This window comes from Aureimonas sp. AU4, from assembly GCF_001463765.1.
In the GTDB taxonomy this organism is placed as follows: Bacteria; Pseudomonadota; Alphaproteobacteria; order Rhizobiales; family Rhizobiaceae; genus Aureimonas.
On record NZ_BBWK01000012.1, the window covers coordinates 22,302 to 40,189 of the forward strand.

At 71.0% G+C, this 17,888-nt stretch carries 17 protein-coding genes; 8 read left to right on the forward strand and 9 right to left on the reverse strand.

Going from position 1 to position 17,888, the window contains the following annotated elements:
* Positions 1-162 precede the first annotated feature (162 nt).
* Both AUL35_RS04550 and AUL35_RS04555 read left to right on the forward strand, forming a co-directional pair.
* Positions 163-1,479 carry a sensor histidine kinase gene (locus AUL35_RS04550; protein WP_062012471.1) on the forward strand — a complete coding sequence of 439 codons (1,317 nt, stop codon included), beginning with the start codon at positions 163-165 and terminating at the stop codon, positions 1,477-1,479.
* Complete coding sequence (locus AUL35_RS04555; protein WP_082666105.1) at positions 1,463-2,107, forward strand: response regulator transcription factor; 645 nt, start codon at positions 1,463-1,465, stop codon at positions 2,105-2,107. Before AUL35_RS04550 ends, AUL35_RS04555 begins: the two co-directional genes overlap by 17 nt.
* Positions 2,108-2,220: 113 nt before the next feature.
* On the opposite strand, the gene ptsP is transcribed toward AUL35_RS04555, so the two are convergent.
* The 6 genes from ptsP to AUL35_RS04585 form a co-directional block, all read right to left on the reverse strand.
* Positions 2,221-4,194 carry a phosphoenolpyruvate--protein phosphotransferase gene (gene ptsP, locus AUL35_RS04560; RefSeq protein WP_306304358.1) on the reverse strand — a complete coding sequence of 658 codons (1,974 nt, stop codon included), beginning with the start codon at positions 4,192-4,194 and terminating at the stop codon, positions 2,221-2,223.
* Positions 4,195-4,228: 34 nt separating this feature from the next.
* Positions 4,229-4,609 (reverse strand): PTS glucitol/sorbitol transporter subunit IIA, encoded by a 381-nt coding sequence (locus AUL35_RS04565; protein WP_062012478.1) that lies wholly within the window; start codon positions 4,607-4,609, stop codon positions 4,229-4,231.
* 139 nt (positions 4,610-4,748) lie between these two features.
* Positions 4,749-5,804, reverse strand: a complete 1,056-nt coding sequence (locus tag AUL35_RS04570; protein WP_062012480.1) for a PTS glucitol/sorbitol transporter subunit IIB — start codon at positions 5,802-5,804, stop codon at positions 4,749-4,751.
* 25 nt (positions 5,805-5,829) lie between these two features.
* The gene (locus AUL35_RS04575) at positions 5,830-6,573 is read right to left on the reverse strand and encodes a PTS glucitol/sorbitol transporter subunit IIC (RefSeq protein WP_374754477.1); all 744 of its coding nucleotides are present in this window, start codon (positions 6,571-6,573) and stop codon (positions 5,830-5,832) included.
* Between the two features lie 165 nt (positions 6,574-6,738).
* Positions 6,739-7,191 (reverse strand): transcriptional regulator GutM, encoded by a 453-nt coding sequence (locus tag AUL35_RS04580; protein ID WP_062012482.1) that lies wholly within the window; start codon positions 7,189-7,191, stop codon positions 6,739-6,741.
* Positions 7,192-7,287: 96 nt separating this feature from the next.
* Entirely contained in the window at positions 7,288-8,283 is a 996-nt protein-coding gene (locus AUL35_RS04585) for a sugar-binding transcriptional regulator (RefSeq protein ID WP_244493661.1), read from the reverse strand.
* 190 nt (positions 8,284-8,473) lie between these two features.
* Between AUL35_RS04585 and AUL35_RS04590 the strand changes: the two genes are divergently transcribed.
* The gene (locus tag AUL35_RS04590) at positions 8,474-9,172 is read left to right on the forward strand and encodes a hypothetical protein (protein WP_062012486.1); all 699 of its coding nucleotides are present in this window, start codon (positions 8,474-8,476) and stop codon (positions 9,170-9,172) included.
* 19 nt (positions 9,173-9,191) lie between these two features.
* Positions 9,192-9,854: a hypothetical protein gene (locus tag AUL35_RS04595; protein WP_062012488.1), complete on the forward strand. Its 663-nt coding sequence runs from the start codon at positions 9,192-9,194 to the stop codon at positions 9,852-9,854.
* Between the two features lie 7 nt (positions 9,855-9,861).
* Here AUL35_RS04595 and AUL35_RS04600 read toward each other — a convergent pair whose 3' ends face one another.
* From AUL35_RS04600 to AUL35_RS04610, 3 genes are read right to left on the reverse strand one after another with little or no spacing between them, the layout of a single operon-like run.
* The gene (locus AUL35_RS04600) at positions 9,862-11,256 is read right to left on the reverse strand and encodes an FGGY-family carbohydrate kinase (RefSeq protein ID WP_062012490.1); all 1,395 of its coding nucleotides are present in this window, start codon (positions 11,254-11,256) and stop codon (positions 9,862-9,864) included.
* Entirely contained in the window at positions 11,253-11,567 is a 315-nt protein-coding gene (locus AUL35_RS04605) for an L-rhamnose mutarotase (protein WP_192847044.1), read from the reverse strand. The genes AUL35_RS04600 and AUL35_RS04605 overlap by 4 nt, the downstream gene beginning before the upstream one ends.
* A gap of 37 nt (positions 11,568-11,604) precedes the next feature.
* Positions 11,605-12,408 (reverse strand): DeoR/GlpR family DNA-binding transcription regulator, encoded by an 804-nt coding sequence (locus AUL35_RS04610; protein WP_062012494.1) that lies wholly within the window; start codon positions 12,406-12,408, stop codon positions 11,605-11,607.
* A gap of 191 nt (positions 12,409-12,599) precedes the next feature.
* On the opposite strand from AUL35_RS04610, the gene AUL35_RS04615 reads away from it, so the two are divergent.
* From AUL35_RS04615 to AUL35_RS04630, 4 genes are all read left to right on the forward strand, one after another.
* Positions 12,600-14,696 (forward strand): bifunctional rhamnulose-1-phosphate aldolase/short-chain dehydrogenase, encoded by a 2,097-nt coding sequence (locus AUL35_RS04615; RefSeq protein ID WP_062012496.1) that lies wholly within the window; start codon positions 12,600-12,602, stop codon positions 14,694-14,696.
* Positions 14,697-14,739: 43 nt separating this feature from the next.
* Complete coding sequence (gene rhaI, locus AUL35_RS04620; RefSeq protein ID WP_082666107.1) at positions 14,740-16,035, forward strand: L-rhamnose catabolism isomerase; 1,296 nt, start codon at positions 14,740-14,742, stop codon at positions 16,033-16,035.
* Between the two features lie 80 nt (positions 16,036-16,115).
* A complete protein-coding gene (locus tag AUL35_RS04625) occupies positions 16,116-16,832 on the forward strand; it encodes a GntR family transcriptional regulator (protein ID WP_062012498.1) in 717 nt (238 codons plus the stop codon).
* Positions 16,833-16,915: 83 nt separating this feature from the next.
* Positions 16,916-17,887: a dihydrodipicolinate synthase family protein gene (locus tag AUL35_RS04630; protein ID WP_062012500.1), complete on the forward strand. Its 972-nt coding sequence runs from the start codon at positions 16,916-16,918 to the stop codon at positions 17,885-17,887.
* Position 17,888 lies beyond the last annotated feature (1 nt).

Here is a 17,888-nt window from a genome sequence, read left to right on the forward strand (position 1 = left end):
CGCCGGGTTCTCCACGCTGGGCACGTCGGGCATTCGTGGCCGTTCCTGTCGGGGATTCTGCGACATGGCTGGGCGCCAAACGGTGCTATCGTCCCCGGGCTCGTCTGGCTCGGCCGCTCCGTGCCGTCCCGACGAAGGCGGCATGGTCGAGGGTCGTGTCACGTGATCCAGCGCTTCGCTCAGCGGCAGTTGCATTGGGGGGCGACCTCCCTCCTGGGCGGAGCGCTCCTGCTGGCGGCCTACGCCGTCACGCGGCGCGCCTTCCCGCCCGCGAGCGAGCCGTTCCGCATCGACGACGTCTTCCTCGGCCTCCTGGTTCTCCTGAACGCGCTCACCGCATTCGCTCTGATGCGGGCGGCGCGCGTGGTGGGTCAGGTCGAGACGCGACGGGACGCGGCGGAACGGGAGATGCGGCGACGCAAGGCGTGGCTGGAAAGCGTCGTCGAGAACATGCCGGTCGCGGTCGGCGTCATTGACGGGTCGAGCAACCAGCTGGTCCTGTCCAACGCCGTCTATCGAGCCCTCGTCCAGGTCGAGGGCGCGGATGTTCCGCCAAGCCACATCCATCGAAGCGTCCGCCTGTTCGATCGCAACGGCGAAGCGCTGGAGCGACCCGATTGGCCGAGCAGCCGCGCCCTCAAGTTCGGCGAGACGAGCCGGGACGTCGAAGTCCAGATGGAAACGGCAGATGGGCAGCGTCGCTGGATGGCGGTCAGCGCCGGACCGATCCAGGACGACCCGGACGGGACACCCGCCGCCGTCGTGGCGTTTTCCGACATAACCGCCCGCAAGCTCGCGGAGCATGAGCAGGAGGTCCTCCTGCGACGGTTGATCGAGGTTCAGGAGGAGGAGCGCCTCCACTTTGCGCGGGAGCTCCACGACGAACTCGGCCAGGAGGTCACGGCCCTTATGGTCGGGCTGAAAGGGATCGGGACCGCCGCGACGGACGAGCTCCGATCCGAACGCCTGGAGAACCTGCGCGCGGTCGCCGGACGCCTGCATGACCAGGTTCATCATCTGGCGGGCAATCTACGGCCCCCGATCCTCGAGGATCTCGGTCTGTTCGCCGCCGTCGAGGATCTCGCGCTCGGCTGGGGATCGAAGCTCGGGATCGAGGTCGATCTGCTTCTCGACGGTCTGCAGGAGCCTGTTCCAAAGCCCGTCGCCGTCGCGATCTATCGCGTCCTCCAGGAACTCATGACGAACATGGCGCGCCATTCGGGAGCCAGATCCCTCAGCGTCGCGGCCCGTCGCTCGGGCGACGTCCTGCGTATCGTCGTGGAGGACGACGGCCGTGGGTTCGATTCGACGAACGGGTCTTCCATGCCGGTCCGTCGGAACGGAGTGGCGGGCATGCGGGAACGATTGGCGGCGGTCGGCGGATCGCTGACGATCGAGAGCGGAATGGGAACGGGAACGGCAGCGTACGTCAAGATTCCCCTCAGCAACGGGAGCGAGGCACATGACGAGCGAGCGTAAGCATCGACTGTTCATCGTGGACGACCATCCGATCGTCCTTTCGGGCTTGAATTCCCTCTTGTCGGAGCAGGCCGATCTGGAAGTCGTCGGCCAGGCCGAAGCGGCGGCGGACGCGATGGAACAGATCGAGAGCACGCAGCCGGATCTCGTGATCGTCGACGGCTCGCTTCCCGGCATGTCGGGCGCCGCGCTCGTGAGCCACCTGACGAAGCGCTTCCCCGGCATCCGCACCCTTGCGCTGACGCTGCACGAGGAAGGGGCCTATGTGCGGGCGTTCTTTCGGGCCGGTGCCAAGGGGTTCGTTCTCAAGGCGTCGGCGGCGGATGACCTTCTCAAGGCCATTCGGGCGGTGCTGGCGGGCGGCGTCTACGTGGATCCCGCGATCGCGGGCAAGGTGATCCCGCTCAAGCCCGTCGCACGCGCGCGAGGCGACGGGCTCAGCGATCGCGAGGAGAGCGTGTTGCGGCTCGTCGCGTCCGGCCACTGCAACAAGGAGATATCGACGTATCTCGGCCTCAGCACGAGGACCGTCGAGACCTACCGCGCCCGCGCCTTTGAAAAGCTGGGATTGCGCAGCCGGGTCGCGGTCCTGCGCCATGCGATGGCGGAGGGCTGGTTCCTGGAGTGACGGCGACGACCCGAGCGAGGCATCGGCTTGTCGGCGGCGGCTTCGAACCCCTGATACGCGCAAGCGAGCCGTCACCGTTCCACCCGTGCAACCGCCCATCCGCCCGGGTGGTCTCAGATCTCCGTCACGCATTTCTTGGCGCGGCCGATCGAGGCCGGGCTCATGGAGAGTTCGGTGACGCCGTTCTCGACGAAGAAGGGGATGAGGTCGGGGCGCGCGGCCGCCTCGCCGCAGACGCCGATCCAGATGCCCGCCTCTCGCGCGGCGCGCGCCGCCATGCGGATGGCCTCGAGCACGGCCGGGTGCTCGGTGCGGTTGAGCTTGGCGACGCGCGGGTTCAGCCGGTCGGCCGCCATGACGTATTGCGTGAGGTCGTTCGTGCCGACCGAGAAGAAGTCGACCTCGCGCGCGATCGCGCCCGCCAGGAACACGGCGGCCGGCGTCTCGATCATGACGCCGAGCTCGAAGGCACCGTGGGCCAGTCCCTCGGCGTCGAGCTCGGCGCGGCACTCGTCGAGGAGCGCGCGCACCGCATCCACCTCGCCGACATCGGCGATCATGGGCAGGAGGATCTTCACGTTGCCCGCCGGCGTGGCCCGCAGGAGCGCGCGCAGCTGCGGCTTGAACACGTCGGGCCGCTCCAGGCACATGCGAACGCCGCGCCAGCCCAGAAACGGATTGTCCTCGTGCTCGAAGTCGATGCCGGCCACCGGCTTGTCGCCGCCGATGTCGAGCGTGCGGATCACGACCGGGTGGGGCGCGAAGGCCTCCGCCAGCCGGCGGTAGGTCTCGGCCTGCTCGTCCTCGCCCGGCAGCGCGCGCCGCTCCATGAACAGGAACTCGGTGCGGAACAGGCCGACGCCCATCGCGCCGGCCTCGAGCGCGCCGTCGATCTCGGCGAGCGAGCCGAGGTTGGCCGCGATCTCTATGCGCCGCCCGTCGCGCGTGCGGGGCTCCACGGTGCGGTAGGCGATGAGGCTTTCGCGCTCGGTGCGCTCGCGCGCGATGGCCTCGCGCAGCCGCGCCTCGTCCGCAGCCATGGGATCGACGAGGACCTCGCCGCTCGCCCCGTCGAGGCCGACGACGCGCGCGGCCTTCAGCGCCTCCTGCGCGAAGGGCGCGCCCAGCACGGCGGGAATGCCGTGGGCGCGGGCCATGATGGCGACGTGGCTGGTGGCGGCGCCCTTGCGGCAGACGATGCCGGCGATGTCCTTGAGCGTCGCCTTGGCGAGGTCGAGCGCGGCGATCTCGTCGGCGACGATCACCGAACCCGGCGGCATGTCGGCGAGCGAGGCGTCGCGCTCGCCCAGAAGGGCGAGCGCGATGGAGCGCGTCACCGAGCGGATGTCCTCGGCGCGCGCCCGAAGATAGGGATCGCTCATCGCCTCGAAGCTGCCGGCGATCTCGGCGCCGGTCCGCGTCACGGCGGCGGGGGCATTCGACCCCTCGCGGATCGAGCGCTCGACGCCGGCGATGAACTCGGCGTCCTCGGCGACGTCCACCAGCGCGTCGATGATCGCGGCGTCGTCGCGCTTGAGGCCGGGCCGCGCCTTGGCCTTGCGAAAGCTTTCGGTCGTGGCGGCAAGGGCCGCGCGATAGCGTGCGACCTCGGCCTCCGCGTCGCCCGGTTCGACGCGGTCGGCGGGGATGCGGAGCGCTGCGGGAAAGAAGGCGAAGGCGGGGCCGATCGCCGTACCCTCGCTGGCGGCGACGCCGCGCGAGGGACCGGGGGCCGGGACCGGCAGGGGCGCGAGGCTGGCCGACGCCGCAACGTCCCCGGCGGCCGAGGTCGCGCTCGCGGCGGGCGGGGCCGCCAGCTCCACGTCGCCCGCGCCCGGGGTCTGGAGGAAGGTCGCCAGCGCCGACACCGCCTCGGCCGCGTCCTCGCCCTCGGCCCGCAGCACCGCCTCGTCGTTCTCCTTGACGCCGAGCAGCATCAGCTTGACCGCGCTCTTGGCGCTCGCGCCGCGTCCGTTGCAGCGGATCTCGACCTCACAGGTGAAGCTCTTGGCGAGCTTCACGAACTGGGTGGCCGGGCGGGCATGGAGCCCTTCGTGCACGCGCACGACGACGGAACGCTCGATCATGGAAAGGCTCGATTCTGGCAGGAAAGGGCCGGCGTCAGCCGCCGATGACGATCTCGGCGCCGCTCCTGAGGGCGGCCGCGAGCTCTCCGCCGTCGACCGGACTCGCCGTCAGCTCGCCGGGCCGCGCGGGCTCGGCCTCGCCGTTGAAGTTGATCACGACATGGCCGATGTCGCGCACCTTGGCCCAGGCAAGCGGACCGATGCCGGTGAGGCTGGCCAGCACCGAGCCGACGCGGATCGGGGCACCGACGGCGGGCGGCTCGTCGCTCGGGCCTTCCACGACGCTGTGCAGCACCGAGACCTCGGCGAGCTCGGGCGGCGCGCCGTCGGCGAACAGGATCAGGACGCCGCCCTCCAAAAGGTCGGGAACGTCGGGGCCGACGGCGGTGACGGTGGTGCGCAGATGGGCGGTCATGGGCGTGCTTCTCCGGTCGCGCGGGGGCAGCGCGGCGTCAGGGGATGGGAAGGAGTGGACCGGAGCCTATAGCCGCGGTCCGGGGGCCGGTCGATGCGGGTCCGGGCAAAGCGATGCCTCGCCCGGACCCGCGTCCGGATCAGAGCAGGAAGCTCGCGCCCCAGGCGATCAGCACCGAGACCGGTCCCATGACCTGGCGGCTGATGAGGACCGCCGGCACGCCGATCTCGATGGTCTTGGGCTTGGCCTCGCCGAGCGCGAGGCCCACGGGCACGAAGTCGCAGCCGACCTGCGTGTTGTAGGCGAACAGGGCGGGCAGGGCCATCGCCGGGGCGATCGTGCCGTTGGCGATCTGCGGGCCGATGATGGCGACGCCGATCACCTGCGCGATCACCGCGCCGGGGCCGAGAATCGGCGACAGGAACGGCAGGCCGCAGATGGCGGAGAGGACGATCAGGCCGACGATGTTGTTGGCGAGCGGACCCATCGGGGCCGCCAGGAGATCGCCGACGCCCGTGTAGAGGATGATGCCGATCAGCATGGTCACGAAGGCCATGAAGGGCAGGACGTTGCGGATCACCATGTCGATGGTGCGCCGGCCGGCGTTGAAGAAGATGCCGACCGCGCGGCCCATGACGCGGCCGACGCTCGTGATCGCGCCGATGAGGCCGCCCTTGTTGGTGGCGGGAAGCGAGCCGCCCAGCGCGGCGCTGGCTTCGGCGGCCGACGAGAACGAGCGCGGCGCGGCGGTGGGCTGGCCCATGGCGGCGGGCGAGGCGGCGCTCTGGCCGCTGGCGGCCCCGGCGGGTGCCGCCGAGCCGTCGGCGGGAGCCATGTCCTCCACGGTCACGCCCGAGACGTAGATGTCCTCGGTGATGAACTGGGCGAGCGGGCCCGACTGCCCGACGGGCATGATGTTGACGGTGGGGATGCGCTTTCTCGCATACACGCCGCAGCGGGCCGTGCCGCCGCAGTCGATCACGACGGCGGCCATCTCGGATTCCAGCGGCGGGTTGCGGAACCCGTCCACCACGGTGGCACCGGTCAGCTCGGCCAGGCGCTGGGCGACGGCGGGGATGCCGCCGCCCGTCACCGCCACGATCTTGTCGCGCTCGGGCGTCGGCTGGATCACCAGCGGTCCGCCCCAGCCGCCCTTGCCGGGCGAGACGCGGATGGCCTTGAAGGTCTTGTTCATGTGCGTGTCCTCCCGAGACCGATCGTCAGAGCGTCACCCCCTCGCGCGCGGCGAGGAAGCGGGTGATGCGCTCGGTGACGATGCCCTTGAGAAGGATCACGACGACGCCGACGATGAAGTAGTAGATGGCGAGGTTGATGTGGTAGCCGGCCGGCACGACGCCCCGGTTCTCGAGCTCCAGGAGCGCGACGAGGACGCCGCCCCAGACGAAGTACTCGCCGGCGTTGGCGTGCGGGAAGAGGCCGAGGATCGGGTGGCAGAAGGAGACCGCCGAGTCGTAGAAGGCGGGCTTGTGCTTCTCCTCCAGGAAGGTCCCGAACGTGTAGGCCATCGGGTTGGTGAGAAAGAACATGGCCAGCACGGGCAGCACGGTGTAGCGCGTCAGCGCGATGCGGCCGGCCTTCTGGGCAAGGCCGTGGACGCGCTCCTCGCCGATCATGCCGGTGAGCGCGTAGAAGGCGGTCATCAGCACCACCAGCGTCGGGATGATGCCGGTGACGAAGCCGAGGAATACCTCGCCGCCCTTCTGAAAGACGCCGATGAAGTGGCGGCCGATCGTGGCGAGCCAGCCGAGCTGCTCCTCCTGGTTGCCGCTCTTGGAGAGCTGCTGCACGCGCCGGGCGTATTCGTCGGCCGAGATCGCGCCCCCGCTGGTCGCGGGCGCCGTCGCCTGCGCCGTGCCGGCGGCGCCGGGATCGGCGGCCTGGGCAATGAGCGTCGCGCCCTGGTGACCGGCATCCGCGATCGCCCCCGCGTGGTGGCCCGCCACGTCGGCGAGCGGCACGGCGAGCGCCGGGTCGCTCAAGGCGTGGGCGTAGGCGGCACCATGGGCGGCGATATCGGCCGCTCCCTGTGCCATCAGCATCGTCAGCATCATGGGCCCCTCCCGGCCTGTTGAGTGAGATCGTCTTCTTCTAAGGGGCAGGGCGCACGGTCAGGCCGGCGCTTCCGCCCAATCCTCGTCGGCGCGGCCCTGCGCGCTCTTCTCGGCGCGGGCGGCCTGCGCGGCGCGAACGGTCGCGATCTGGTCGAGCGCGGACAGAAGCGCGGCCGACACGGCGTCCTTCGGCGTGCGTGCGGCCTCGTCGCGCAGCGCCTCGGCCGTCATGCCTTCCAGATGTGCCAGGCGCTCGGCTTGCGCGAAGACCGTGCGGCCGCGGATCGACACCGCGCGGCGGATCCGCTCGTCGGGACCCATCACCACCATGGCGAGCGCCGCGCCGCGCAGGGCGCTGCCGCCCTTGCCCGCGCCCATCCAGCCGTCCGACCACCCGTTCGACAATTCGCGGAACGCCGCGCGGTAGCGGCGCACCTGTACGAACGTGCCCGCGCATTGCAGCGTCCAGGCCAGGACCAGAAGCGCCAGGATGCCTTGCCAACCCCACATGGACCGCACCTCCCGTCGGCGCCCATCCCGCGCCGACCCCATCAAGGAACATTTGACCATTACGATGTCAATATGTTCAAAACCTCCGCGACGACCTTATTCCGGCTCCCGCAGCAGGCGGACGGCGCTGCGCTCGTCGGTGATCAGCACCGTCGGCCGCACGAAGGCGATCGCGGCTCTCAGGGCGTCGATCTTCTCGGGACCGCCCGAGGCCACGACGCGGGCGGGCGCCCGGCGGATGGCGGCCATGTCGGCGGACATGATGCGCGAGTTGATGGGATGATCGATCAGACGGCCGTCGCGGTCAATGAAGTGGAACAGGAGGTCGCCCACCGCGCCCGCCCGCTCCAGCGAGCGCCGGTCGCCTTCCGCGATGAAGCCGGTGCGGTAGGTGGTGGCGTCGGCCGCGATGCCGCCGACCGAGAGCACCACGAGGTCCAGCGCCTCGGCCATGTCGAGCACGGGCTTGAGGCCGCAGCGCTCCACCAGCGCCCGCTTGGTCTCGGCGCTGTCGACGATCGCGGGCGCGGCGAGCAGGAAGGCGTCGCCGTTGAAGATCTGGGCGAAGCGCCAGGCGAACTCGGCCGGATTGAAGCGATGGGCCTCGGCGATGCCGCCGAGCAGCGAGACGACGCGCAGGTCCTCCAGGGCGCGCGCCTCGATGAAGGGCAGCGAGTCAAGAAGGGTGCGGCCCCAGCCGAGGCCCACCGTCATGCCCGAGCGCACGGCTTCCGACAGGTAGGCGCCGATCGCCGCGCTGATCACCGGGGCGGGGTCCTCGCCCGCGCCCGGTGCCGGCACCACAATCGCGCGGGCCAGCGCGTGTCGCCGTTCCAGATCGCGCTCGATGCCCACGAGCTCGGCGAGCGGCCCCGTCACGGAGATGCGCACCTCGGCGCGCGCCCGTGCCTCGGCGAGCAGGCGCACCACGCTGACGCGCCCGATGCCGAGCGCGGTCGCGATGTCGTTCTGGGTCATCTCCTCGACATAGTACATCCAGGCGGCGCGCACGCGCATGCGGTCGGAGCGCGAGCCGGCTTCGCCGGGGACGGCCTCGAGGGCGGCGGGCCGCGCGGTTCGCGTCACCGGCACGGGATGCCGGATCCCGCCGGCGCGTCGTCTCGGGCAGGGCGCCGCGCCGCGCCCGCGCCACGCCTCGAAGCCAGGATCGGGGTCATCGATGCCCTCATGATTCGCATGGAAACATGCTAGTGTCGCGGACCGTTACCGGACAAGGTCCGACGGTCCCGCGCGGCCGGAGCCGAAAACCGAGGAGGAAGCCATGCTGCCCCATCCCGAGGGCCTGACGCTGCCGCTGAAGGAGGGCATCCGCGACCTGCGCTCCTCGATCCGGCTGGAAGCGCGCTCGGGGCTCGTGTCGAGCCATCTCTTCGGCGCGCCCCAGCCCGTGCGGGGCCTGGCACGGCTGGCCGACGGGGTGCTGACGCGGGCCGAGCGCGCGGCGAGCCGCGTGCGCCCGCGCGAGGAGCGCGACCTCGGCGCGCGGCTCGACCGGATGGCCGCCGCGCTCGGCGGCCCGGAGGCGCCCCGCGCCGACGACCTCTACGCCGTCTGCCGCGAGGTGCTCGATCGCGAGGGCGCGGCCGGGCTTCTCGTCTCGGAGCTCGCGCTGGCCGCGGCGGGAGGCCGGCCGGCGCGCCAGCCGGGCGGCGACGCCGCGCTTCTGGCGGCGCGCATGGCGGGTCAACTCCACGGCCTCGGCGCGGTGCGCCCCTGCCTGTCGACCGTCCTTCTGCCCGCCGAGCGGGAGCGCGTCGCCGGGACGGGTGCCCGCGTCGCGCTCGGCTGCTGGCTGGCGGTGCTGGTGCGCCGCGAGAGCCGAGCGCCGGCGAGCGACGTCCTGGATGCCGCGGCCCTGGCTCTTGAGGCCGAGGGCGACGACTGGACCCGCCTCCTGCGTGAGGGGCGCCTCGAGGCGCTGGCGGCCGGCTGGCGGCGCACCGTTCCCTATCTTCCCTGACGCCCGGAGGCGCGTATCCATGACCGAGGCCGCGACCGACGCGCTCAACCTGCCGCTTCCGGGCGGCGACACGGGCGCATCGCAGTGGAAGCGATCGATCCGGCGGCTCGGCGACTTTTCGCGCAGCGTCGAGTTCGCCCTCGCCGAGTTCAACCGACGCTACGGCACGCAGCTGGAACTCTCGCGCCGCGACCTGACGCGCGCCTTCCTGGAATGGGTCCGCCGCTTCGACGCGCAGCGCGAGCTGGCCGCGCGCGACCCTCGCGACTTCAGCCATTTCTCGGCGGGGCTGCTTCTGGGCAGCCTCGTGCGCAATCGCCCGGTGCGGCGGCGCCCGGCTGCCCGGCCCGCCGTCGCCACCCCGGCCGCCTCCGGCCCGGAGGAGCGGCTCGTCGCCTTCTGGCCGGAGGGCGTCTTCTATTTCGAGTTCTGCATCACGGTGCTCGACAAGGTCCTGGCGGAGCAGCGGCTGGAGGGCATCCACCTCGCCCCGGAAGCGCTGGAGCTGCGAAGCTGGTGGTCGTTCCGCGAGAACGTCGCCAACGACCCGGACCAGGCCGTGGCCTTTCTGGATCTCTTCCTCCAGGGCGATCCGGTCTGGGACATGCCGACCGCCGCGCGCTTCCGTTCGGCGATGCGCGACCATCTCCTCCGGCCCGAGCGCCGGCTGTCCGAGGCCTGACGCCGGCTCAGGCCGCCTCCGCCTGCCGCCGCCAGGCGTCCGCGTAGCGCCGCAGCGAGGGCTCGTCGAGGCCCGCGACCTCGCCGGCCGGCGCATGAGCGGGAGCCTGCGGCCGGGCGCCCGACCCCTGTGCCAGGAGCGCCGCGCCGGCCGTCGTGCCGGTGGCCCCTTCCGAGGCCAGCACCGCCCGCCCGCTCAGGGTCCGCAGGGCCGCGAGATAAAGCGGATTGCGCGCGAAGGGTCCCTCCACGATCGAGGGGCCGCCCGCGCCGACCAGGGCGAGCACCCGCTCCGTCATCAGAGCACCGTAGAGGCTGGCGGCGGCCGTGCGCTCACGCGGCGACAGCGCGTCCGGCGCCGTGCTCCAGCGCCCGGCGCCGGCGGGAAAGGGCCCGGTGCCGGGCGCAAAGCTCGGCCATGCCATGATCTCGCGCTCCAGCACGCGCCGGATGTCTTCGGCAGTCGGTTCCGCCGGTTCGCGACCCGTCAGCTCGTCGAACTCGCGCCCGCCCATGAAACGTCCCGAAGGCACCGGTCGTCCGAGCGCGTCGACGTTGGCGAGCGTGTCGCGCGCGGGATCGAGGCCGTCGAGCCGCCCGCCGACCGCCATCGCGACCGTCCAGGTTCCGGTGGACAGGACCGTGAAGGGCGCCTCGCGCGACAGGAGGTGGGGCAGGAGCGAGGCGTTGGAGTCATGCAGCCCGCAGAACACGGGAACCGGATGGGCGAGCCCGATCCGCGCGGCAAGCTCCGGCCGCAGCGGGCCGAGCGCGTCGAAGGCGGAGCGAAGCGGCGGCAGGAGCCGGTCCCAGCCGCGCGCGCGGGCGAGGCTCGAGGGTCGGCTCGCGCCGAGGTCCCAGAGGTCGGTGTGGCAGCCGAGCGAGGTGACCTCGGCCGCCGCCACGCCGCTGAGGCGCCAGGCCCAGTACTGCGGATAGGGAAGGAGATGGCGCGCCCGCGCGACGTCGCGGGGAAAGCGCGACGTCAGCCAGAAGAGCTGCGCGCCGAGATTGAGTCCGCCCGGCAGACGCGGCGAGGCGGTCTCCCGGAAGGGGGGGCGCGCGAGGGCATAGCTCTCGGCCAGCTCGTCCGGCAGGCGGCTCTCGTAGTCGAGGATCGGAAGGACGAGGTCGCGCGCGTCGACCAGCGCCGCGCAGGCGCCGTGCGTCGTCACCGACACGGCGTCGATCTCGTGCGCGCTCGCGCATTCGGTCAGCGCCTGGAGAAGGAATTCCCAGAGGCGCTCGGTGTCGAAATGAGGGTAGGGCGGGCCGGGGCGCACCGTGTTGGGCGCGGTGCGCACGAAAAGGTCGCGCCCCTCGGAGAGGTCGTGGAGCGCGAGCTTGGCGTTGGTCTTTCCGATGTCGACCACCGCGATGCGGCGGGGCGTAGGACTCGTCATGCGAGGTGGAACATGGTCTCGAGCGGCAGGGCGACCGGCTCGTTGTTCGCGCGCACCTCCATGAGATCGGCCATCATGTCCCACCAGCGGCGCATCACGGGATGGGCGGGCAGCGCGTCCATGTCGTGGTCCACGGGACGCCAGAGCACCGCGAAGAGGTGGTGGGTCTCGGCGTCGAGATGGATCGAATAGTCGCGAACGCCGGCCTGCCGGAGGAGGGCGACGAGCTCGGGCCAGATCGCGTCGTGGCGTCGTCGGTATTCCTCGGCCATGCCCGGCTTCAGGACCATGCGGAAGGCGATCTTCTCCAGCGCGCTCATGCGTGTCTTCCTGTTGTGCCGACCCTTTTCAGGCCGTGGCGGCCCGATCGTCCTCGCCCGCCGCTCGCGCCACCACGAGGCGCACGCCGGCCCGCTCGATCATCTGCGCCGCCGCGTCGTCGATGTCCTCGTCGGTGACGATCGCGCAGACGCGCTCGAGCGGCGCCACGACCATCGAGGAGCGCGCGCGGAACTTGGTGGAGTCGGCGAGCACCACGAGCTCGTCGGCCTGGCGCATCAGGCGCTGCTCGCTCTGGACGATCAGGGGATCGCCCTCCGCGATGCCGAGCGCCGAGATGGCCTGGGCGCCCATGAACATGCGCTGGGCCGCGAAATGGGCGATCCCGTCGGCCTCGAAGGGGCTGAGCACGAGGCCCTGCTCGCGGTAGACCGCGCCGGCCGGCAGCAGCACCGTGCATCGCGCGTGCTTCACGAGGTGCTCGGCCACCACGAAGGAGTTCGTGAGGACCTGGAGCGGCCGGTCGCCCAGGAAGTGCACCATCTGGAAGGTCGTGGTCCCGCCGTTGATGATGATCGAGTCGCCCTCATGGCACATCTCGGCTGCCGCGCGCGCGATCAGGCGCTTCTCGGCGCGGCGCCGCGCCTCGGTCGCCAGGATCGAGGGGCCGCCGATGCGCCCGTAGGGCGAGCTGTTGATCGCCTCGGCGCCGCCGCGCACGCGCTTCAAGCGCTTCTGAAGCGCGAGCGCCGCGATGTCGCGCCGGATCGTCGCCTCGGAGGCGCCCGTCAGGTCCACGAGTTCGGGCACGGCCACGACCGGGCGGCCCTGCACGGCGCTCAGGATCAGGCGGTGTCGCTCCCGTTCGTGCATCGCGGTCCTCCAGCGTCGAAGATCGTCGGGCGCAGCGACCCTTGTCAATCACGTCCGATCATATTCATTCACTGCAATGCAATATCCGATCGGTCCTGATCGGATTTGTTGACAAAAAGGACGGTGCTGGCGCATTTCATCGGGGGCAGGCGATGCGAGACGGCACGCCGCTCGTTGGGGGAGGACATGCGATGGCCGGACAAGGCGACACGCGCCTGCGCAACCGGTGGGACGAGGCCTATGCGAGCGGGCTCGACGAGCCGGGCAAGCTCCTCTACCGCTCCAACCTCCTCGGCTCCGACAAGCGCATCACCAACTACGGCGGCGGCAACACCTCGGCCAAGGTCGCCGAGCGCGATCCGCTGACGGGCGAGAGCGTGACGGTGCTCTGGGTGAAGGGCTCGGGCGGCGACGTCGGCTCGATCAAGCTCGACGGCTTCGCGACGCTCTACCAGGACAAGCTGGAGCAACTGCGCAACGTCTACCGGGGCGAGGCGCACGAGGACGAGATGGTGGGGTATCTTCCTCACTGCACCTTCAACCTCAACCCGCGCGCCGCCTCGATCGACACGCCGCTGCACGCCTATCTGCCGTATCAGCACGTCGACCACATACATCCCGACGCGGTGATCGCGATCGCCGCGACGCGAAACGGGCGCGAGATCACGGCAAAGGTCTACGGCGACGAGATCGGCTGGCTGGAATGGCGCCGTCCCGGATTCGAGCTCGGCCTCGAGCTTTCGCGCTTCGCCGCCGAGCATCCGGACGCCAAGGGCGTGGTGCTGGGCAGCCACGGGCTCTTCACCTGGGGCGATACGGCGGAGGACTGCTACGCCACGACGCTGCGCATCATCAACCGCGCGATCGAGTGGTTCGAGGGCGCACTCGCCGGAAAGCCGGCCTTCGGCGGCGAGGCGGTCGCCGCGCTCGACGCATCGGCGCGTCGCGACGTGGCCGCCCGGCTCATGCCCGCGATCCGCGCCCATATCGGCCGCGACGAGGCGAAGGTCGGCCATTTCGACGATTCCGACGCCGTGCTGGAATTCGTCGGCTCGCGCGACCTCGAGTCCCTGGCGGCGCTCGGCACGAGCTGCCCCGACCATTTCCTGCGCACCAAGATCCGCCCGCTCGTCCTGCGCTTCGACCCCGCCACGGGCGTCGAGCCGGTGCTGGAAGGCCTGGAAGCCGCGATCGAGAGCTACCGCGCCGACTACGCGCGCTACTACGAGCGTTGCCGGCACGACGACTCGCCGGCCATGCGCGACCCGAACGCGGTGATCTACCTCGTGCCGGGCGTCGGCATGATCTCGTTCGCCAGGGACAAGGCGACGGCGCGCATCGCGGGCGAGTTCTACCGCAACGCGATCAACGTCATGCGCGGGGCCTCGGGCGTCGACACCTACCAGGGCCTGCCCGAGCAGGAGGCCTTCGACATCGAGTACTGGCTTCTGGAGGAGGCCAAGCTCCAGCGCATGCCCAAGGCCAAGCCGCTCCAAGGCCGCGTCGCGCTGGTCACCGGCGGGGCGGGCGGAATCGGCCGCGCGATCGCCGCGCGCCTCCTGTCGGAGGGCGCCTGCGTGGTCCTGGCCGACATCGACGAGGGCGCGCTGGACACCGCTGCCGCCGACTTCGCGAAGGGCTTCGGCGCCGACCAGATCCGCCGGACGCGCATGAACGTCACGAGCGAGACGGAGGTCGCGCAAAGCTTCCGCGACGCCGTCGTGGACTACGGCGGGCTCGACATCCTCGTCTCCAATGCCGGCATCGCCTCGGCGGCACCCGTCGAGGACACGACGCTGGAGGTCTGGGACCGCAACATCTCGATCCTCGCCACCGGCTATTTCCTGGTCTCGCGCGAAGCCTTCCGCCTGTTCCGCCGGCAGAAGCTCGGCGGCTCGGTGGTGTTCATCTCGTCCAAGAACGGCCTGGCGGCGTCCGCCGGGGCGTCCGCCTACTGCACCGCCAAGGCGGCCGAGATCCATCTCGCCCGCTGCCTGGCGCTGGAGGGCGCGGAAGCGGGCATCCGCGTCAACACGGTGAACCCCGACGCGGTGCTGCGCGGCTCGAAGATCTGGTCGGGCGAGTGGCGCGAGCAGCGCGCGGCCGCCTCGCGCATCGGCGAGGAGGAACTGGAGGCGCATTACCGCAACCGCTCGCTCCTGAAGCGCTCGGTCTATCCGGAGGACATCGCGGAGGCGGTCTACTTCCTGGCGGGCGACCAGTCCGCCAAGTCCACCGGCAACATCGTCAACGTCGACGCCGGCAACGCGATCAGCTTCACCCGCTGAATAGCTTTACGAGTCGGAACGAGCCTTGGGAGGGGCCCGCATCATGACATCGCCCATCGAAGCCGGCGTGATCGAGCGCCACAACGAGAGCCTCAGCGCCGACCACGAGGCCGACTTCCGGTCGCTCGGCGAGCGCCTCGCCCGGCGGGGGCTCGACGCCGACGCGCTGGTGGAAAAGGTCGCCCGCTTCACGGTCGCCGTGCCCTCGTGGGGCACGGGCACGGGCGGCACGCGCTTCGCCCGCTTTCCCGACCCTGGGGAGCCGCGCGGCATCTACGAGAAGCTCGCCGACTGCGCCGTGATCCAGGCGCTGGGACGCGCGAGCCCGGCCGTCTCGCTCCACATTCCCTGGGACAAGGCGGAGCCGACCGAGCTCAAGGAGCGGGCCGACGCGCTGGGCCTGCGGTTCGACGCGATGAACTCCAACACGTTCCAGGACCATCCGGGCGACCCGAACCAGCCGCTCTCCTACAAGTTCGGCTCGCTCAGCCACGCCGACCCGGCGGTGCGCCGCCAGGCCGTCGAGCACAACATCGAGACGATCCGCATCGGCGAGGCGATCGGCTCCAGGGCGCTGACGGTGTGGATCGGCGACGGCTCGAACTTCGCGGGACAGAGCGACCTGTCGCGGGCCTTCGACCGCTACATCGAGAGCATGAAGCGGATCGTCGAGGCGCTGCCCGAGGGCTGGCGCGTCTTCTCCGAGCACAAGATGTACGAGCCGGCCTTCTATTCCACGGTCGTGTCGGACTGGGGCACGAGCCTGATGGCCGCGCAGGAACTCGGCGAAAAGGCCTTCTGCCTCGTCGACCTCGGCCACCATGCGCCCAACACCAACATCGAGCAGATCGTCGCGCGCCTGATCCGGGCCGGCAAGCTCGGCGGCTTCCACTTCAACGACTCGCGCTACGGCGACGACGACCTCGACGCCGGCTCGATCGACCCGTTCCGCCTGTTCCTCGTCTTCAACGAGCTGGTGGAAGCGGGCGAGCGGCTGGATCGCCTCGCGCCCGCCCACATGATCGACCAGTCGCACAACGTCACCGACCCGATCGAAAGCCTGATCCGCTCCGGGGCCGAGATCCGCCGCGCCTATGCGCAGGCGCTGCTCGTCGACCGCGCCGAGCTTCGGGGCCTGCAGGACGAGGGCGACGCGCTTCTGGCCTCCGAGCGCCTGAAGAGCGCCTTCCGCACCGATGTGGAGCCGCTTCTGGCCGAGGCGCGTCGGCGCGAGGGCGGGGCGATCGACCCGATCCGCGCCTATCGGACGAGCGGCTACCGCCAGCGCGTCGCAACCGAGCGCCCGGCGGTCGCGGGGTCGGGCGGCGGCATCGTCTGACGCCCCACTGGCGCGCCGCCGGTCCGGACCTTACACAGCGGAAGACGGCCGCGAGCCGGGCCGCTGACAAGGGAACGACCATGGGCGACACAGGGGACCGCGTGCTCGAGGAGCGACGGCGCGGCTCGGGCGCGCGGATGGTCTACGATCTCCTGCGCGACGAGATCCTGAGCCTCGCGCTCGCTCCGGGAAGCCCGATCGACGAGGTGCAGCTGGCCGAGCGCTTCGGCATGTCGCGGACGCCGATCCGCGAGGCGCTGGTGCGCCTGAGCGGCGAGGGGCTCGTGCAGACCCTGCCCAACCGCTCGACGCTGGTCTCGCCGATCGACGCGATGAACCTCGGGCCCTATTTCGACGCCCTCGTCCTCATGTACCGCGTCACGACGCGGCTGGCCGCCGAGCACCATCGCGCGGCCGACCTGCCGGCCATCCGCCGCCACCAGACAGCCTATGCGCGGGCGGTCGGGGCGCAGGACGCGCTCGCCATGATCGCCACCAACGCCGCCTTCCACTCCGCCATCGCGGAAGCGGGGCGCAATCCCTATTTCAGCGCGCTCTTCGGCCGGCTTCTCGACGAGGGCCGGCGCATCCTGCGCCTCTACTACGACAGCTACCACGACCGCCTGCCGCAGCGTTTCGTGGACGAGCACGAGATGTTGATCCGCGCCGTCGAGGAGCGCGACCTCGAACGCGCGGACAGGCTGGCGCGCGAGCACGGCGAGCAGATCGCCGAGCAGGTGCGCACCTTTCTGGCGCGGCGATCCGATCTCACCGTCGCATTGGGTGTCGACAAATAAAATACAGAATGCGATAAGCGGGTCGATCGAGGCTCGCGACGCTGGACTCGCGGAGCCCGACGGCCGATCCGAAGGAGCCCGTCATGACCGCATCCATCTTTTCCGGCGTGATCCCGGCGCTGATGACGCCGTGCCGCCCCGACCGCACGCCCGACTTCGACGCGCTGGTCGAGAAGGCCCGCGAGCTGATCGCCCAGGGCATGTCGGCCGTCGTCTATTGCGGCTCGATGGGCGACTGGCCGCTCCTCACCGACGCGCAGCGCATGGAGGGCGTCGAGCGCCTGGCCAAGGCCGGCATCCCGGTGATCGTGGGCACGGGCGCCGTGAACACGGCGTCGGCCGTGGCGCACGCGAGCCACGCCGCGCGCGTCGGCGCCAAGGGCCTGATGGTGATCCCGCGCGTCCTGTCGCGCGGCTCGTCGGCGCAGGCGCAGCGCGACCACTTCAAGGCGATCCTCGAAGCCGCACCCGAGCTTCCGGCTGTCATCTACAACAGCCCGTACTACGGCTTCGCCACGCGCGCCGACCTGTTCTTCGCGCTTCGCGCGGAGCATCCGAACCTCGTCGGCTTCAAGGAGTTCGGCGGCAAGGCGGACCTGCGCTACGCGGCCGAGACCATCACCAGCCGCGACGACGAGGTGACGCTGATGGTGGGCGTCGACACGGCGGTCGTCCACGGCTTCGTCAACTGCGGCGCCAAGGGCGCGATCACGGGCATCGGCAACGTCCTGCCGCGCGAGGTGCTCCACCTTTGCCGTTTGGCCGAGGCCGCGGCCGCGGGCGACGCCACGGCGCGCCGGCAGGCGGGCGAGCTGGAGGAGGCGCTGGCCGTCCTCTCCTCGTTCGACGAGGGCGCCGACCTCGTCCTCTTCTACAAGCACCTCATGGTGGAGAAGGGCGACCGGGCCTACGAGCTCCACTTCAACGAGAGCGACGCCCTCAGCCAGTCGCAGCGCGGCTACGCCACGGCGCAGCTCAAGCTTTTCGAGAACTGGTACCGCGACTGGAGCCGCGAGAACGCCGACACGCACGAGGCGCGCGCCCAGGCAGCCTGAC

Bases quoted from the DNA above. Each gene is read 5' to 3' on its own strand.
- AUL35_RS04555 (WP_082666105.1), top strand. From the start codon at position 1,463: ATGACGAGCGAGCGTAAGCATCGACTGTTCATCGTGGACGACCATCCG.
- ptsP (WP_306304358.1), bottom strand. From the start codon at position 4,194: ATGATCGAGCGTTCCGTCGTCGTGCGCGTGCACGAAGGGCTCCATGCC.
- AUL35_RS04565 (WP_062012478.1), bottom strand. From the start codon at position 4,609: ATGACCGCCCATCTGCGCACCACCGTCACCGCCGTCGGCCCCGACGTT.
- AUL35_RS04570 (WP_062012480.1), bottom strand. From the start codon at position 5,804: ATGAACAAGACCTTCAAGGCCATCCGCGTCTCGCCCGGCAAGGGCGGC.
- AUL35_RS04580 (WP_062012482.1), bottom strand. From the start codon at position 7,191: ATGTGGGGTTGGCAAGGCATCCTGGCGCTTCTGGTCCTGGCCTGGACG.
- AUL35_RS04590 (WP_062012486.1), top strand. From the start codon at position 8,474: ATGCTGCCCCATCCCGAGGGCCTGACGCTGCCGCTGAAGGAGGGCATC.
- AUL35_RS04595 (WP_062012488.1), top strand. From the start codon at position 9,192: ATGACCGAGGCCGCGACCGACGCGCTCAACCTGCCGCTTCCGGGCGGC.
- AUL35_RS04600 (WP_062012490.1), bottom strand. From the start codon at position 11,256: ATGACGAGTCCTACGCCCCGCCGCATCGCGGTGGTCGACATCGGAAAG.
- AUL35_RS04610 (WP_062012494.1), bottom strand. From the start codon at position 12,408: ATGCACGAACGGGAGCGACACCGCCTGATCCTGAGCGCCGTGCAGGGC.
- AUL35_RS04615 (WP_062012496.1), top strand. From the start codon at position 12,600: ATGGCCGGACAAGGCGACACGCGCCTGCGCAACCGGTGGGACGAGGCC.
- rhaI (WP_082666107.1), top strand. From the start codon at position 14,740: ATGACATCGCCCATCGAAGCCGGCGTGATCGAGCGCCACAACGAGAGC.
- AUL35_RS04625 (WP_062012498.1), top strand. From the start codon at position 16,116: ATGGGCGACACAGGGGACCGCGTGCTCGAGGAGCGACGGCGCGGCTCG.
- AUL35_RS04630 (WP_062012500.1), top strand. From the start codon at position 16,916: ATGACCGCATCCATCTTTTCCGGCGTGATCCCGGCGCTGATGACGCCG.